Here is a 15,473-nt window from a genome sequence, read left to right on the forward strand (position 1 = left end):
CACTCGCGGGTGATCAAGCCAGTGCGCCGCGGCGAGACGTGGCACCGCCCGGCCAGGACCGGCCATCCGGACCCCGTGAAGATGCTGGGCCACGTGTGGCCGGTCGTCGAGGAGCTGCGGGGCAAGCCCCGCGAGGAGTGGCCGGCGCCGGACGCACTGGCGGACGCGCTGACGGAGCTGGCGGAGTACTTCGAGGAAGCCGGGTGGGACGACTTCGCCCTGCGGACCCACCACGAGGTCCTGGAGTTCCGCCGGGAGCTCGGCGACCCGGAGAAGCTGCGGGTCGTGCTGACCTCGTTGCGGGACAACCTCATGCGCCAGGAGCGGTACGAGGAAGCGCTGGCGGTCGTGCAGGAGGAGCTGCCGCTCGCCCTGCGACTCGCAGTGCCGGGCAAGCGCAGCACGGGGATCGCCAACACGGCCCGGTACTGGACCACCAACCTGCTGGGCAGGCTCGGCCGGCACGCCGAGGCCGCCGAGAACGCCCGCGAGGCCGTCGCCGAGCTCGACGGCCAGGAGCTGGTGCCGTACTCGCTGCCGGGCTACGACCTCGCGCACGCGTGGCTGGAGTACGCGCACCGCCTCGCGGCGATCGGCGACCACGAGCAGGCCGCGGAGTTCACCGCGATGAACGCGGTGTTCTGGCGGGACAACGGTTCGGGGCGCAACATCAACGGCCACAGCGCGTTCGAGGAGCTCTGCCTCCTGCAGGTGCGCCTGGGCAGGTTCGAGGACGCCCGCGTGTCCGCCGACGAGGCCGTGGCCGTGCTGCGGAAGCACGCGGACGAGGAGGGCGACCGGCAGTCCCTCGACGACCTCGCCGGAGGAGTCCACAACCACGGCAATCGCCTTCTGGACCTGGGCGTCTTCGCGGAGGCGGTGGAAGCCGCCCAGGAGTCGGTCGACCGCTACCGCGCGCTGCTCGCCGACACCGAACGCCGTGCCATGGTCATGAGAGTGGAGTTGCGGCTCGCGGTCGCGCTCGTCAGTCTCGGCAGCAGGCTGCACGACGTCGGCAGGCTCGACGAGTCGCTCGCCGCCAACGACGAGGCCATCGCCCTCGCGACCAAGCACGAGGACCGCGAACTCGGCCGCAGGGAACTCGCGCGGGCGTTCAACAGCCGGGCCAGCCTCCTGATCACCCGCGCCGAGTACCCCGAAGCCGCTGAGGCCGCCGCGAAGAGCGTCGAGCTGTACCAGGCGGCGGACGACAAAGCCATGGCGCGCAACACCTTCGCCCTCGCGTCCGCGCACGCGGGCTCGCTCGACGCGGCACTGGAGCCGTCGTCGCAGTCGGTCGCCCACTACCGGGAACGCCACGCGGAGGACCCGTACGAGTACAGCTACCTGCTCGCCGACGCGCTCACCGACCACGCCGAGATCCGCGTGCTGCGGTCCGAACGCGCCGAGGCCGAGTCCGCGATCGCCGAGGCCCTCGCCATGTACGAGGAGCTCGCCGCGTTCCACCCCGCCCGCTATCAGCGCGAACTCGACCACGCGCGTTCGGTGGCCGCCCGCGTCTAGAGGTTCTTCGCGAAGAACTCGACGACCCGCTCGACGACCTGGGGCACGTACCTGTCGTGCAGGTCGACGTGCGACGCGCGTCGATCCAGTGGAACTCCTCGAGTCCACTCGCCTTCTGGAACGCTCGGCGCGGGAGTGCGTCGCGGTGCTGCGGATGGAAGCCGGCCGCACGCCGCACGACTCGGCGCTGTCCTCGCTGGTCGGCGAGTTGAGCGTGAAGGACCCGGACTTCCGGACCTGGTGGGCGGCGCATCAGGTGCGCGGGCCGCGGCAGCTCGTCAAGACCTACCACCACCCGACGGCCGGCACGCTCACCGTCGACGTGCAGCAGTTCACTGTGGACACTCACCCGGACCAGCTGCTCGTCGCCTGCACCGCTGCGGACGACGCGTCGCGGGAGGGCCTGCGCCTTCTTCTGCTATCGGCGCAGGCCCTCCCGTCGGATCACTTGCCGGCGCGGTAGGCCGTCCAAGCGCTCTGCATGCGGGTGTTCTGGCCAGGGGTGAACTGGTTGTAGCAGTCGTCGAAGGAGTAGTCCATGTAGTTGTGGATCGGGTCCACGCCGCCGAGCGAGCAGGAGTCGCGGCCCTCCGGGCAGCCCGAGGTGGGGCCGGCCTGCGCCGGGGTGTCCGCGACCTCGTCGTTGGTCGCGGTGCATTCGCCCTGGAAGGTGTGCCAGAGACCCATCCAGTGGCCGACCTCGTGGGTGACCGTCTTGCCGAGGTTGAAGTTCACCTCGGAGCCGCCGGGCACGGTGGCGTAGTCGACGACGACGCCGTCCATCTTCGGGTCGCTCTTGTACCAGCTCGGGAACGTGGCGAAGCCGAAGCCGTCGATGTCGGTGAACCAGATGTTGAGCGTCGCGGCCGTGCCGACGCGGGTCTGGGTCTTCATCTTGCGTTCGGTGCCCGCGTTGTCGGCGCCGCCGTTGAACCACGTGTTGTTCGCGTAGCGCTTGGTCTGCTGCAGCACGAACTTGAAGCCCGTCTGCGCCGCGGCGCTCGACTCCGCGCCGGCGAACCCGTCGTTGAGGACCTGGAGCTGCTTGGTCAGGGTGGCGTCGGTGATCGCGCCCTTGCCGGCCGTGGTGGTCACGACGTGGAAGACCACGTTGATCGTGCCGCCCGCCTGCGCGCTGAACTCTCCCAGCGAGTTGTTCTTGGCGATCTTCGCGCGCAGGTCGGCGTTCATCGCGGCCGCCTGGGCGTCGGAGATCTCGTTGCGGTCGTGGCCGGTGCTACCGGGCCTGCCGCGGGCAGCCGAGTGCTCGTCGGCGTGCGTGTCGGCGCACTCGGCCGAGCCGACGGCGGTCGCGGCGGGGGAAGCGCCGAGCAGGGTGATCGCACTGGCCGCGAGCAGACCGGCGGCGAACGCCGGCAGCACGCGCTTGCTCGTGAGAGACATTGAACTTTTCCTCCATGCAGGGTGGAGGAATGGTGACTCACGGATCGTCCTTTGTGGATCTTGACGTTTTCACACAATACGAACGTCGTGGGCCGGAAGGCCGTTCCACCACCGTGCGTAACGCTTGTACACCTGCGGTTCCCGATCACCGAGGAGCTTGCGCAGGGACGCGGCCTCGTCGGCCAGCCCGGCCCATTGCTCCTCGTCAAGGGCGTGGAACGCGGTCGCCTCGACACCTCCGTCCTCGGTCGGGCGCCACACCCCGGCCACGTGGCCGTCGACGAGCAGGGTCGGCAGAGTGTCACCGTTGTCGCGGATGACGAGCTTGCGGTATTCGTCCGGAATGATCCGGCTGCGGTCGGCGTAGGCGAGCAACGTGCTGTCCCACATGGCCATCAGCCGCGGCGGCGCCGGGGTGTCCTCGTCGGGGATCGTCCGATCAGGAACGTCGTAGTGGTCGCCGTCCCGGACGAGGTCCAGCGATGCCAGCGCCTCCCGGATCGCGGTGCGCGGCAGCATGCTGAACTGGTTCATGTCGAGGACGGTCGCCGGCCCGAAGCCGGTGAGGTAGCGGCGCAGCATCTCGGCGACGGCGGCCAGTTGTTCGCGCGGCTCGGTCGTCACGGCCTGATAGGACGGTCGCAGCCCGAACGACCAGGGCCCGCCCGTCGGTGCGTGCACGAGTCCGCCGTAGGTGCGCAGCGCCCACCAGACGCCGGGCTCGCCGACGTCGCCGACGTGCGCGTGCAGCAGTTCCTCGATCTCCGCCTTCTGCCGGGGCGTCGCGGCGAACTCGAGCAGGTGCTCCAGCAGCGCGTCGGCCTGGTCGATCGTGACGTTCATCGACTTGAACCGCTTGTCGTACAGGCGTGACGCCCTCAACGCGGGGAGCATCGCGTGGTGGAACGCCTCGTGGTCCGCGGACGTCACGGCGTGCAGGGTGATCCGCATCAGCGATGCCTTGCGGACCACCCCGCTCACGAACGCCTCGTCCAGATCGGCGGGGTCGAAGCCCTCGATCCGGTTCCACAGCGCGATGTACGGCGACGCGGGTTCCTGCGCCTGGATCGCCACGACCCGGTCCACGGCCGTCGGCACGTCGACCGGTTCGCGCCGCAGCAGCATCTGCCGGTCGAGCGTGGCGCGGTTGAGCTGGCGTGCCGTGAAGGTCATGCCGAGATCCTGGCTCACCTCAGCTTCGACGGCCACCAGATTCGCCCGCCGACGTCCACGGACAGCGCCGGCACGAGCAGCGACCGCACCAGCAGCGTGTCCAGCAGGACACCGAACGCGACGATGAACGCGATCTGCGTGAGGAACAGGATCGGCAGCACGGCCAGTGCCGCGAACGTCGCCGCCAGCACCACACCCGCCGACGTGATCACGCCACCGGTCAGGCTGAGGCCCCGCAGCGTCCCCTCGACCGTGCCGAGCCGCTGGGTCTCCTCGCGGACGCGGGTCATCAGGAAGATGTTGTAGTCGATGCCCAGCGCCACCAGGAACACGAACCCGAACAACGGCACCACGGGATCGGAACCGGGGAAGTCGAGGACGTGGTTGAACACCAGCGCCGACACGCCCATCGTGGCCGCGAACGACAGCACGACGGTCGCGATCAGCAGCAACGGTGCCAGCAACGACCGCAGCAGCATCGCCAGGATCAGGAAGATCACGACCAGCACGATCGGGATGATCAGCATTCGGTCGTGCTCGGACGTCGTCCTGGTGTCGAGCAACGTCGCCGTCGGTCCGCCCACCAACGTCGCATCGATGCCGTCGACGGCCGCACGAAGTCGTTGCACGGTCTCGACCGCGGCATCGGAGTCCGGCGCGTCCTTCAGCGTGGCCTCGATGCGCACCAGGCCTTCGGCGGTTCCGGACGGCCGCACGTCCGCGACACCGTCCACCTTGGACTTCTGCACGACCTCGGCGGTCTTGTCCTCGGCGGCGATGATCACGGTCGGCGAGCCGGTGCCGCCGGGGAAGTGCCGGGACAGCAGCTCCTGTCCCGCCACGGACTCGACCGGGGTCAGGAACACGTCGGACTGCGCGGTGCCGGACGCCTTGAGCTGCGGCAGGAACGCGGCGCCGACGAGCAGCACGAGCGTGGTGACGATCCAGATCGCGCGCGGCTTGCGGCGCACCAGGTTCGCGACGCGGGCCCAGAGCCCGCTCGTCTCGGGGTGCTTCGAGCCGAACTTCGGGGCGAACGGCCAGAAAGCGCCACGGCCGAGCAGTGCGAGGGTCGCGGGCAGGAAGGTCATCGTGGTCAGCAGCGCGGCGCCGATGCCGATGGCGGCGACCGGGCCGAGGCCCTTGTTCGAGTCGAGGTCGCTGAACAGCAGGCACAGCACGCCGAGGATCACCGTGCCGGCCGAGGCCGCGATGGGTTCGACCGTGCCGCGCCAGGCCGCCTTGACGGCCGCGAACCTGTCCTGGGTGTCGCGCAGTTCCTCGCGGAACCTCGACACCAGCAGCAACGCGTAGTCCGTCGCGGCGCCGAACACCAGGATCGAGAGGATGCCCTGGCTTTGGCCGTTCAACGCCAGGACGTCGTTCTTCGCGAGCAGGTAGACGACGAAGCTGGCCAGCCCCAGCGCGAACACCGCCGACACCAGCACGACGACCGGCAGCAGCGGACTCCGGTAGACCACCAGCAGGATCAGCGCGACCACGGCACCCGCGACGATCAGCAGCAGCCCGTCGATCCCGCCGAACGCCTCGACGAGGTCCGCGACCTGCGCCGCCGGGCCCGTGACCAGCACGGTCAGCCCCTGAGGTGCACCTCGCGTGCCGTCGCGGAGCTGGAAGACCGAGTCCTTGACGTCCTTGGCCGGGTCGAGCAGCAGGACGACCTGGGCGGCCTGGTCGTCGTTCGGCGAGGGGATGACCGGCGACGCCTGGAAGCCCTTGACCTGGTCGGCGAGATACTTCTTGTCCTCTTCGGTCAGTCCGCTGGACCGTTCGACCACGACGATCGCCGGGATCGCGTTCTCGCGCTGGAACTTCTTCTGCAGCTCGGCGACCTGCGTGGACTCGGCGGAGTTGGGCAGGAACGCGCTGCTGTCGTTCTCCGCGACCTCCGACAGCTTGCCCGCGTACGGCCCGGTGAAGCCGCCCAAGGCCAGCCAGACGACGAGCAGGATCCCGGCAAGCACTCGCATCAGACATTCCTTCGATCGTCGAACGTTTCGATGGTCGAAACAGTAAGCTGTGCGCGTGAGCGATGCAACCGACTACGAGCTGAGCATGATGCTGCGCGCGCTGGTGATGGAGTCGAACCGGTTCCTGGAGATCTTCAGCGCGGCCCACGAGTTGCATCCCACGGACATGACAGCGCTGAACCTCATCATGACCGCTCCGATGACACCCGGCACGCTGGCGAAGGCCCTGAACCTCAGCGCGTCGGCGACGACGTCCGTGCTCGACCGCCTCGAGAGGGCAGGTCACGTCGTCCGCGATCGCGATCCCGGTGACCGTCGCCGTGTCGATCTCCGGGTGCTCGACACGGCGACGGAACTCGCCTCCACGTTCTTCCAGCCCTTGGCGCGCGGCTACGCGGCGGCGTGGGGGCGGATGAGCGCGGAGGAACGGCAGGTCGTCGCGCGCTTCCTCGCGGCGACGATCGAGGCGACGGCCCGGGTGCGCGAAGAGGTGGTCAGCTGAGCCGGCCGGCCGGCAGCGTCCGTCCGCAGACCAGCAGCAACAGGTCCTGGGCCAGTCCCCTGACCGGCTCGCCCTCACCGAACGTCCAGTCCAGGTCGGTGGCCTCCAGGCGTTTGCCGTCGAGGTCCGCGCCGAAGTACCTGACGTTGGCGGGCTTCATGCCGTCGAGGACGATGCGGAGCCGGTCGTGCGGGACCCTGCGGTCCAGTCCCAGTGCGACGGTGATGTCCAGACCGTGGATGACGTCGTGCGACAGCGCGCCGGCCGGGCCGCCACCGGGCGGCGTCCACGGGTGGTCGATGTTCTTCTTCAGCGCGTTCAGCAGGTCGCTCGCCGGGAGCCGGGCGTCCTTGCGGGCCATGCGGTCGGAGGCGTGGTTGAACCGGCCGGCTGATCTCAGGATCTCCAGGACCACTCTGGTTCCCGACGCCCGGAACGGCAGCGTCGTGTGCGCGACGACGTGCTTCACGGTCCAGCCCTCGCACAGGCTCGGCGCGTGCCACTGTTCCGCGGTGAGGCCGCTCAGGAGTTCTGCCTGGGCACGCCGTTCCGCCGCCACCGCGGCGCGGATGTCTTCGGTCATGTCCGGATGTACGAGTCGAGCGACGGGAACTCATCGGTCCGCGTAGGGTCTTGTGCGTGATCGAGACGCTGGAGCCGTTCCGGGTCGAGCTGACCGGCTACTGCTACCGCATGCTCGGCTCCGGCTTCGAGGCCGAGGACGCCGTGCAGGAAACACTCGTGCGCGCGTGGAAGGCGTTCGACAGCTACGACTCCGGGCGCGCGTCGCTGCGGACGTGGCTCTACCGGATCGCCACGAACATCTGCATCGACATGCAGCGCAGTGCTCAGCGGCGCGCCCTGGCCGTGGATCTGGGCCCGTCCGGCGGGGAACTGGGCGCTCCTCTGCTGGAGAACGCCTTCGTGCAGCCCGTGCCGGACGCCTCCGTGCTGCCGGAGGACCAGACGATCCGGCGCGAGACCGTCCGCCTGGCGTTCGTGGCCGCCCTGCAACACCTGCCGCCCCGCCAGCGAGCCGTGCTGATCCTGCGCGACGTCCTGGCGTGGCAGGCCTCCGAGGTCGCCGCACTGCTGTCGGACTCGGTCGCGTCGGTGAACAGCGCACTGCAACGAGCCCGCGCAACACTGCGGGTAGCCGACGTCGGTGCACCGCTGGACGTGTCCGATCCCGTGCAGAAGTCTCTCCTGCGCCGCTACTGCGAGGCGTTCGACCGGCATGACGTGCGGACGCTCGTGGCTTTGCTGCACGAGGACGCGACCATGTCGATGCCGCCGTTCAGCTGGTGGCTGCGGGGCCGCGAGTCGATCTCCCTCGCGTTGAGCGTTCCCAACTCCCCCTGCGACGGCGCCTGGCTGGTGCCGGTGCGGGCCAACGCCTCGCCCGCGTTCTGGCAGATGCGGCCTGGCTTGGACAAGCCGTTCGGGCTGGTGTTCCTCGACGTGCGGGACGGGTTGGTGACCGGCAGCACCACGTACCTGAACGTGGAGGAGTTCCTGCCTTTGTTCGCCTCGTCTTCGGCCACGCCGATCATTTCCGGGCGGCCGTCCCGTACATCTGTGGACGACTAGTTCTGGAGGAAGTCCATGGCTGTTCAGCCCATCATCGTGACGCCCGACCTGGACCGGGTGCAGGCGTTCTACTCGCAGGTGCTCGGCGCCGTCGAGGTGTTCCGCCACCCCGCTGACGGACCGGTCTTCTACAAGACGCTCAAGATCGGCGACGGGGAGCTGGGGCTCGTGGCCGAGGAGGTGGACGTGTCGCTGCCCGCGCGCATCGTGCTGAGCATCGGCGTGGAGGACGTCGACGCGGTGCTGCCGCTGGTCGAGGCCGCCGGCGGGCGGGTGCGGGGGCCCGCGAACGACATGCCCTGGGGACAGCGCGTGGCGCACGTCTACGACCCGGACGGCAACCCGGTCAACCTGACCCAGGACCTCTAAGCACCTGGCCTGACGTCTTGTCCGAAACCTCGGGGCTCTCGTGGCGGCCACAGGCGTCTGCAAGTACCACCAACTCTTGATCGAATCGCCGTCAACCACACCCAACCTGTTCGCTGCCCGCCGAACTCGAACCGTCCTGGCTGGTCCGGTCCACGCTGTTGGCGGTAGAAAAGTGCCTGTTGATGTTGGGTTGGTGGTACTTGCAGACGCCATCAGGGCCACGTTCGGGCGAGGTCGCGGCGCTGGCGCTCGACTGGTTCCGCTGACCTGCGGATCCGGCCCCACGGCTTGAACACGGAGAGGAAGTAGGCGAACAGCAGCAGCGTCGGCGCGACCACCACCGGGTGCAGGATGCCGGACGGGATGACCGCGGCCGGGTCACCCGCCAGCATCCGCTCGCCGATCTCGGCCGCCTGCGCGACGCCGGGCCGGAGCGCGAACGCGATCAGCAGCGACATGCCGGCGTTCAGGACGAGCTTGGTAGCGACCCACCAGTACCTCACGAGCCCGTACTTGCTGCCGAGACCGAGGACGACGCCGGAGATCATGCAGACGACGCCGGCACCGAACATCGGCCAGATCGCGAAGAGGTCGACCGCCTGGATCGCCACCCCGGCGGCAGTGCTGTCCTCAGTGGACAGTGCGACCACGACGAGGATGCCCAGCGCGAGGTCGATGCCGAGCCACGCCGCCGCCGACAGGACGTGCACGAGCAGCACTGCCTTGCGGGTGCGGCCGCTGAGCTTGCGGATGGTGGCCATCGCGATGCACTCCTTCTCCCGTGGTGTCGCGTCCTGCTCTCGCCACCACGGGCGGCTGCATCATCCGCTCACGTTCTGATCTCGCGTACGTCAAATTGCGTACGGTCTAACCGCCCGGAGTGACGATCCCTCTCTCGTAGGCGAACACCACGGCGTGCGTGCGGTCGCGCAGGCCCAGCTTGGTGAGCACGCGCGACACGTGCGTCTTCACGGTGGTCTCCCCCAGGAACAGCGTCGCGGCGATCTCCGCGTTCGACGCGCCCTTGGCCAGTTCCACCAGCACCTCGAACTCGCGATCGGTGAGCTCGGGCGGGCGGGTGCGTTCCCTCGGCGCCGTGCTGAAGCGCGCGATCACCCGTCGGGTGACCTCGGGCGAGAGCAACGCGTCCCCGCGCGCGACGACCCGCACGGACTCCACGAGGTCTTCCGGGGAGGCGTTCTTGAGCAGGAAGCCACTCGCGCCCGCCTGCAGTGCCTCGAAGAGGTAGTCCTCGCGGTCGAACGTGGTCAGGATGACGACACGGGTGCCGTGGCCTGCGGAAAGGATGTGGCGGGTGGCCTGCAGTCCGTCCATGCGGGGCATCTGGACGTCCATCAGGACGACGTCGGGGCGTAGCTCGGCGACGAGTTCCACGGCCTCGGCGCCGTCGCCCGCCTCGCCGACCACCTCGATGCCGGGCTCGGTGCCGAGGATGACCCGGAAGCCGGCGCGGACCAGGTCCTGGTCGTCGGCCAGCACTACTCGCAGACTCACGCCTTCTCCTCCAACACCGTCGGCAGCGACGCACGGACCAGGAAGCCCGCCTCGCGCCGTGGCCCTACTTCCAGCGAACCCCCGTGCACGGCAAGACGTTCGCGCATCCCGACGAGGCCGAAACCTGGGCTCGTGGAGGTGGAACGGCCACGGCCGTCATCGGTGATCTCCAGTTCCAGCGCGCTGTCCAGGAACCGCATCCGCACGTCGACGTGCTGCGCGTCGGCGTGCTTCACCACGTTCGTCAGTGCTTCCTGCACGACCCGATACGCCGACAACGCGACGCCGGACGGCACCTCGCGCGCGTCGCCGTACACGCCGTGCGAGACCTCAAGGCCGGCCGCTCGGGCGCTCTCGAACAGCTCCGGCAGGTCGTCGAGGCCGGGCGCCGCCTTCAGGTCGGTGTCCGCGTCCGCGCGCAGCACGCCCAGCAGGCCGCGCAGCTCGCTGATCGCGGTGCGGGCGGTCTGCTCGACGGTCTGCAGGGCGTCACGGGCCAGGTCGGGGTCGGAGTCGAGGACGCGGCGCGCGGCACCGGCCTGGATGCCCATGACGGACACGTGGTGCGCGACGACGTCGTGCAGGTCGCGGGCGATGCGCATGCGTTCGGCCGCGATGGCGCCACGGGTGTTCTGCTCCTGCGAGCGGTGCAGTTCCTCGGCCTGGAACTCCAGCTGTGCCCGGCGCCGGGCACCCGACCAGGCCATCTCCCCCACCACGTAGGCGAGCAGGAAGAAGAAGATGTTGAACTCCAGTCCGTAGAGGACGGAGGCGAGCACCGGGTCCATCGGCCCGGCCGCGTCCTTGAAGTCCCCCTTGGGTCCGAGCAGGGCACGCACGAGGCTGAACCCGAGCCACAGGAACATCGCGGTGATCACGCCGATGCGCGACCAGCGCGCGAAGCGGCGGTTCTGCTCCCAGGCGCCGACCGTGTAGATCGCGAGGAACAGGATCGCGGACGGCACCAGGGTGTCACCGGCCCGGTTCACCTGCGCTGCGATGAACAGCGCGGACACCACGAGCATCACGGCGAGCGGGTAGCGGCGGCGCACCACCAGCGGCACGGACAGCACGAACATCCAGGCGACCTGCACCAGCAGTCCCGGAGGGTTCTGGAAGACGTAGGCGCCCATGCTGTTGACGAGCGTCGTCACCTCGATCGCGCACAGCAGCACGATCACGGCGATGCCGATGTCGCGCCGCCGTTGCGCGGCGGTCGGACCGGGCCGCCGCCACTCGTTCCACACGGGCTCCTCCACGCGATCAAGGTACCTGTCGCGCGTTTCCGGGAACCGGGACGTGATCTACCGTTGACCGATGGACCTCAGCCTGACCGTGCTCGGGTGCGCGACGCCGTACCCGAGCGCGGACAACCCCTGCTCGGGCTACCTGGTGTCGCACGGCGACACTCGTGTGTGGATGGACGCCGGCACCGGCACGCTGGGCCCGTTGCAGCGCCACACGCGGCTGGAGGACCTGGACGCGATCTGGATCTCCCACCTGCACGCGGACCACAGCGCGGATTTGCTCACCGCCTACTACGCGCTGCTCTTCGCAGACGTCGAACGAGACCCGGTGCCGTTGTACGGCCCGCCCGGCACCGCCGACCGGCTGGCCGGGTTCCTCACCAACGGTCCGGTGCGCAGCCCGGTCGAGGACGCGTTCGAGGTGGTCGAGCTGCACGACGGCTTCGAGGCGGCGGTCGGCTCGATGCGGCTTACGACAGCGGCCGTCGAGCACGGCATCCCGGCGTTCGGCGTGCGGATCGAGGCGGGAGGCGCGTCGCTGACGTACTCCGGCGACACCGCGCCGTGCCCGAGCCTCACCGAACTGGCGAACGGCACCGACGTGTTGCTGTGCGAGTCCGAGAGCGCGGAGAAGACGCCGGACATGGTCCACCACACGCCCGAGGACGCGGGCGACACCGCCGCCGCGGCGCAGGCGCGAAGGCTGGTCGTGACGCACGTGGGCCGCTTCCTGACCCCGCAGGAAGCGGTCACCCGTGCCTCGGTCCGTTTCAGCGGCCCGGTCGGCTACGCCGAGCCGGGCACCACGGTCAGAGTTGGTTGATGCGGACCAGGTTGCCCGCCGGGTCGCGGAACGAGCAGTCGCGCACGCCCCACGGCTGGTCCTCGGGCTCCTGCAGCACCTCGCCCGCGCCGGACGACTCGACCCACGCCCGTGCGCGGTCGAACGTGCCCTGCAGGTCCTTCGTGGCGAGCGAGAGCGCGGTGTAGACGCCCTTCGCCATGAGCACGGCGATCGTGCGGCGTTCCTCGTCGCTCACGCCGGGGTCGGCGGCGGGCGGGTGCAGGACGATGCCGGTCTCCGGCTGGCCGGGCGGGCCCACGGTGATCCAGCGCATGGTGCCCTGGCCGACGTCCTGGCGGACCTCGAAGCCCAGCGCGTCGCGGAAGAAGCCGAGCGACTTCTCGGGGTCGTCTGCGGGCAGGAACGCGGCGGCGATGATGACTGACATGGCGGTCAACCTAATCGGACGGGCCGGTCGCCGCTTCTCGATTCCTGATCGGCCGCATGACGGCTTTGGCGAGGCAGTTCGGGATGCCCTGGCCGTCCTCGGCGGCGACCTTGCGGTACTGGCTCGGCGACATGCCGACCAGCTCGGAGAAGCGGGTGCTGAAGGTGCCGAGCGAGGTGCAGCCGACCTCGAAGCACACGTCGGTGACGGACATGTCGCCCCGGCGCAGCAACGTCATGGCCCGCTCGATGCGGCGGGTCATGAGGTAGCTGTAGGGCGACTCGCCGAAGGCCGCGCGGAACGCGCGCGAGAGATGGCCCGCCGACAGGTGCACGCCGCGGGCCAGCGCCGCGACGTCCAGCGGCTGGCGGTAGTCGCGGTCGATCCGGTCGCGCACTTTGCGCAGCAGCACCAGTTCCTGCAGGCGCGGGTCTTGGGCGGTCACGATGGACAGCCTAAGCCCCGCGCCTGACAGATTCCTGACATCTACGACGGACTAGCAGGCACCCTGGTCGCGCCAGACGCCCCACTCACCCGTGGTTCCGGGCTCCTCGTTGGTCGTCCACCACTGGGCCCGCCACTTGCGGCCCTTGTGCGACACCTCGTTGCCACCGGTGTAGACCTTGCCGGCCTCCCACGCGGGCAGCGTGCAGGTCGGCGGCTTCGTGGTGGTGGTCGTGGTGGTCGTCGTGGTGGTGGTGGTCGTGGTCGAGGTGGTCGTGGACGTGGTGGTGGAGGTCGGCGGGTTGCCACCACCGATGCGCGGGTGGTCCGCGCTGATCGCGTACGACTGACCGCCGAACGTGAACACGAAGTTCGACGGCGTCGAGATCGGCAGCTGGTAGCTGACGGTCACCTCGATCGACGCGCCCGGTGCGAGCGACTGCCACGACGGCAGCGTGAGCTCCGCCTTCTGGAAGTCGCCCTTCAGGCCGCCGACGTTGGGCCCGCTGTGTCCCTTCGAGACGACCTTCAGGCCGAAGCCGGACTGGTCGCCCATGCTGCCCGGCGCGCTGGTGCCGTAGTCGAACGCGATCTTCGTGCCACCGGGGATGGTGACGGTCGAGCGGTTCGTGAACTTGATCTTCGGCGTGATCGGGTAGTTGTTGTCGCCCAACGCGAAGCCGTGGACGTCCACGTCGACCGCGAGGGACTGGGTCTGCTGCGTCGAGGCCTTCAGGTTGCCGTAGGGCGCGGCACCGTTCAGGCCGGTGTTGATGGTCGACAGCAGCGTGTCACCGATGAAGTACTCGTTCTTCCCGGAGTCGAACCTGTAGTCGCCGGCGAGCTCCCAGATCATGATGCCGCCGAGGCCCTTGTCCTTGACGTACTTGGCCTTCTCGGCGATCGACTGCTCGGTCTCGGTGGAGAGGAACACCTTCTTGTCGTTGTTCCACAGCCACGGCGACTTCAGCGTCGAGTCGTAGTACGGCGTGTAGGTGCCGGTGAGGCGGTCGGTCGGGTCGTTGACCGGGTCGAGGCCGTACTGCGTCCCGTAGGAGCCGGTGATCTTGGCTTCCAGGTTCTTGGTGTGCCACAACGGGTTCACACCGGACGGGACCTCGGCGCCGCCCGCGGTGACGTCGTGCCAGATGTTGTCGATGCCGGCCGCGCCGTTGCCGCACGGCGTGGTCGAGCCGACCGACGAACCGGTGCCGGGCGGGCACTGCGACTGGTTCGGCAGCGGGGCCTTGCCCCACAGGCCGTTCGTGCCGCCGGTGACGCCCTGCCAGCCGCGCGAGTAGAACGGCACGCCGATGTTGATGCGCCCGGCCTGCATGGCACCGCGGTAGTAGTGGTACGACCAGTCGGTGTTGAGGTAGCCCATGCCCTCGTACTGAGGCGCCGTGTACACGCCACCGGCCGCGAGCTCGCCGTCCTTGCCGTCGTCGTAGAGCGCGGCGTTCGGTCCGACGAACTGGTTCCACGAACCGTGCAGGTCGTAGCTCATGACGTTCAGGTAGTCGAGGTACTTGACGACCTGGTACGCCTCCTGGCCGCGCAGCAGCCAGCCGGAGGCGGGCACGGCGGCGGTCAGCATGTAGTGCTTGCCGTCGGCGGCACCGGCGCGGTCGAGCTTCTCGCGCAGCGTCTTCATGATCGCCTGGTAGCCGGCCCACAGCGTGCCGCGGTTGGCGTTGGAGATCCAGAAGTCGTCCGGGTTGCCGGCGTGGTTGTTCGACGTCGCGTACTCGTAGTCGATGTCAGCGCCGTTGAAGCCGTACTGGCGCAGGAAGGTCACGACGCTGTCGGCGAACGTGTCGATCGCGGCCTGGTTCTGGCCGAGCTTGTAGAAGCCGCCCGACGCGTTGCGCGTGCCGTCGGCGTTGAAGAAGCCACCGGTCTCCGCCCAGCCGCCGACCGAGATCAGCGTCTTGACGTTCGGGTTCTGCTTCTTGAACTTCGTGAGCTGGTTGAAGTGCCCCTTGTAGGGCAGTGACGGGTCCATCTCGGCGCCGGCGACGCCCGGCCACTCCATGCCGATGGACGAGTTGTTCGCGTCGTTCGCGCCGACCGAAATCTTGTTCTGGGCGTCGATGTGCGCGAACGCGTAGTTCAGGTGCGTGACCTTGTTCCAGGGGATGTCCTTGGCGAGGTACCCGGGCTGACCGTTCTTGCCGGTCCGCCAGCTGGTGAAGTACCCGATGACACGTCTGGACTTGTCCCCCATGGTCTCGCGGCCGGCGGTGTCGTAGACGGTGCAGTACGGCACCTCGACGCCCGGCGTCTTGTACAGGCCGTCCGGCCGGCAGTCCTCGTGGGCTGCGGCTGCGGTCGGCGCGTTGGTCACGGCTATGACGGTCCCGGCTAGCAGGGCTAGCACCGGGACCACTCTGGCGAGCAGGCGCAAGGGAAGGACCTCCTGGCTAGGGCGGCGGCCACTGCCGGGAACGGTAAAATGGTCCAGACCTTTAGGTCAATAGTC

General features: G+C 69.1%; 16 protein-coding genes. 6 read left to right on the forward strand and 10 right to left on the reverse strand.

Annotated features, from left to right (window positions below):
- Positions 1-9 precede the first annotated feature (9 nt).
- Positions 10-1,524, forward strand: coding sequence for a tetratricopeptide repeat protein (locus SK571_RS41210; protein ID WP_319989553.1), 1,515 nt, complete (start codon positions 10-12; stop codon positions 1,522-1,524).
- Positions 1,525-1,612: 88 nt separating this feature from the next.
- On the forward strand, positions 1,613-1,987 hold the full coding sequence (locus SK571_RS41215) for an MmyB family transcriptional regulator (protein ID WP_319989554.1): 375 nt from the start codon (positions 1,613-1,615) through the stop codon (positions 1,985-1,987).
- Here SK571_RS41215 and SK571_RS41220 read toward each other — a convergent pair.
- From SK571_RS41220 to SK571_RS41230, 3 genes are all read right to left on the reverse strand, one after another.
- Positions 1,969-2,928, reverse strand: a complete 960-nt coding sequence (locus tag SK571_RS41220) for a zinc metalloprotease (protein ID WP_319989555.1) — start codon at positions 2,926-2,928, stop codon at positions 1,969-1,971. The genes SK571_RS41215 and SK571_RS41220 overlap by 19 nt on opposite strands.
- A gap of 69 nt (positions 2,929-2,997) precedes the next feature.
- Positions 2,998-4,101: a winged helix DNA-binding domain-containing protein gene (locus tag SK571_RS41225; protein WP_319989556.1), complete on the reverse strand. Its 1,104-nt coding sequence runs from the start codon at positions 4,099-4,101 to the stop codon at positions 2,998-3,000.
- A 14-nt stretch (positions 4,102-4,115) separates the two neighbouring features.
- Positions 4,116-6,092, reverse strand: a complete 1,977-nt coding sequence (locus SK571_RS41230) for an MMPL family transporter (protein WP_319989557.1) — start codon at positions 6,090-6,092, stop codon at positions 4,116-4,118.
- Positions 6,093-6,147: 55 nt separating this feature from the next.
- Here SK571_RS41230 and SK571_RS41235 point away from each other — a divergent pair, with 55 nt between their 5' ends.
- Entirely contained in the window at positions 6,148-6,594 is a 447-nt protein-coding gene (locus SK571_RS41235) for a MarR family winged helix-turn-helix transcriptional regulator (protein WP_319989558.1), read from the forward strand.
- Here SK571_RS41235 and SK571_RS41240 read toward each other — a convergent pair.
- Complete coding sequence (locus tag SK571_RS41240) at positions 6,587-7,177, reverse strand: maleylpyruvate isomerase family mycothiol-dependent enzyme (RefSeq protein ID WP_319989559.1); 591 nt, start codon at positions 7,175-7,177, stop codon at positions 6,587-6,589. The two genes, SK571_RS41235 and SK571_RS41240, sit on opposite strands and share 8 nt — an antisense overlap.
- Before the next feature lie 56 nt (positions 7,178-7,233).
- Here SK571_RS41240 and SK571_RS41245 point away from each other — a divergent pair, with 56 nt between their 5' ends.
- The gene (locus SK571_RS41245) at positions 7,234-8,184 is read left to right on the forward strand and encodes an RNA polymerase subunit sigma-70 (RefSeq protein WP_319989560.1); all 951 of its coding nucleotides are present in this window, start codon (positions 7,234-7,236) and stop codon (positions 8,182-8,184) included.
- 15 nt (positions 8,185-8,199) lie between these two features.
- Positions 8,200-8,553: a VOC family protein gene (locus tag SK571_RS41250; protein WP_319989561.1), complete on the forward strand. Its 354-nt coding sequence runs from the start codon at positions 8,200-8,202 to the stop codon at positions 8,551-8,553.
- Between the two features lie 212 nt (positions 8,554-8,765).
- On the opposite strand, the gene SK571_RS41255 is transcribed toward SK571_RS41250, so the two are convergent.
- From SK571_RS41255 to SK571_RS41265, 3 genes are all read right to left on the reverse strand, one after another.
- Complete coding sequence (locus tag SK571_RS41255) at positions 8,766-9,314, reverse strand: hypothetical protein (protein ID WP_319989562.1); 549 nt, start codon at positions 9,312-9,314, stop codon at positions 8,766-8,768.
- 106 nt (positions 9,315-9,420) lie between these two features.
- Positions 9,421-10,068 (reverse strand): response regulator, encoded by a 648-nt coding sequence (locus tag SK571_RS41260; RefSeq protein WP_266033610.1) that lies wholly within the window; start codon positions 10,066-10,068, stop codon positions 9,421-9,423.
- On the reverse strand, positions 10,065-11,327 hold the full coding sequence (locus SK571_RS41265; protein WP_319989563.1) for a sensor histidine kinase: 1,263 nt from the start codon (positions 11,325-11,327) through the stop codon (positions 10,065-10,067). Before SK571_RS41265 ends, SK571_RS41260 begins: the two co-directional genes overlap by 4 nt.
- 58 nt (positions 11,328-11,385) lie before the next feature.
- On the opposite strand from SK571_RS41265, the gene SK571_RS41270 reads away from it, so the two are divergent.
- Complete coding sequence (locus SK571_RS41270) at positions 11,386-12,138, forward strand: MBL fold metallo-hydrolase (protein WP_319989564.1); 753 nt, start codon at positions 11,386-11,388, stop codon at positions 12,136-12,138.
- On the opposite strand, the gene SK571_RS41275 is transcribed toward SK571_RS41270, so the two are convergent.
- From SK571_RS41275 to SK571_RS41285, 3 genes are read right to left on the reverse strand one after another with little or no spacing between them, the layout of a single operon-like run.
- On the reverse strand, positions 12,125-12,547 hold the full coding sequence (locus tag SK571_RS41275; protein WP_266033613.1) for a VOC family protein: 423 nt from the start codon (positions 12,545-12,547) through the stop codon (positions 12,125-12,127). The genes SK571_RS41270 and SK571_RS41275 overlap by 14 nt on opposite strands.
- 10 nt (positions 12,548-12,557) lie before the next feature.
- Positions 12,558-12,992, reverse strand: coding sequence for a helix-turn-helix transcriptional regulator (locus SK571_RS41280; protein ID WP_406602107.1), 435 nt, complete (start codon positions 12,990-12,992; stop codon positions 12,558-12,560).
- Between the two features lie 51 nt (positions 12,993-13,043).
- Entirely contained in the window at positions 13,044-15,338 is a 2,295-nt protein-coding gene (locus SK571_RS41285; protein ID WP_319989565.1) for a glycosyl hydrolase family 18 protein, read from the reverse strand.
- Between the last annotated feature and the right edge of the window lie 135 nt (positions 15,339-15,473).

Origin of the sequence: Lentzea kristufekii (genome assembly GCF_033949925.1) — a bacterium.
GTDB lineage: Bacteria > Actinomycetota > Actinomycetes > Mycobacteriales > Pseudonocardiaceae > Lentzea > Lentzea kristufekii.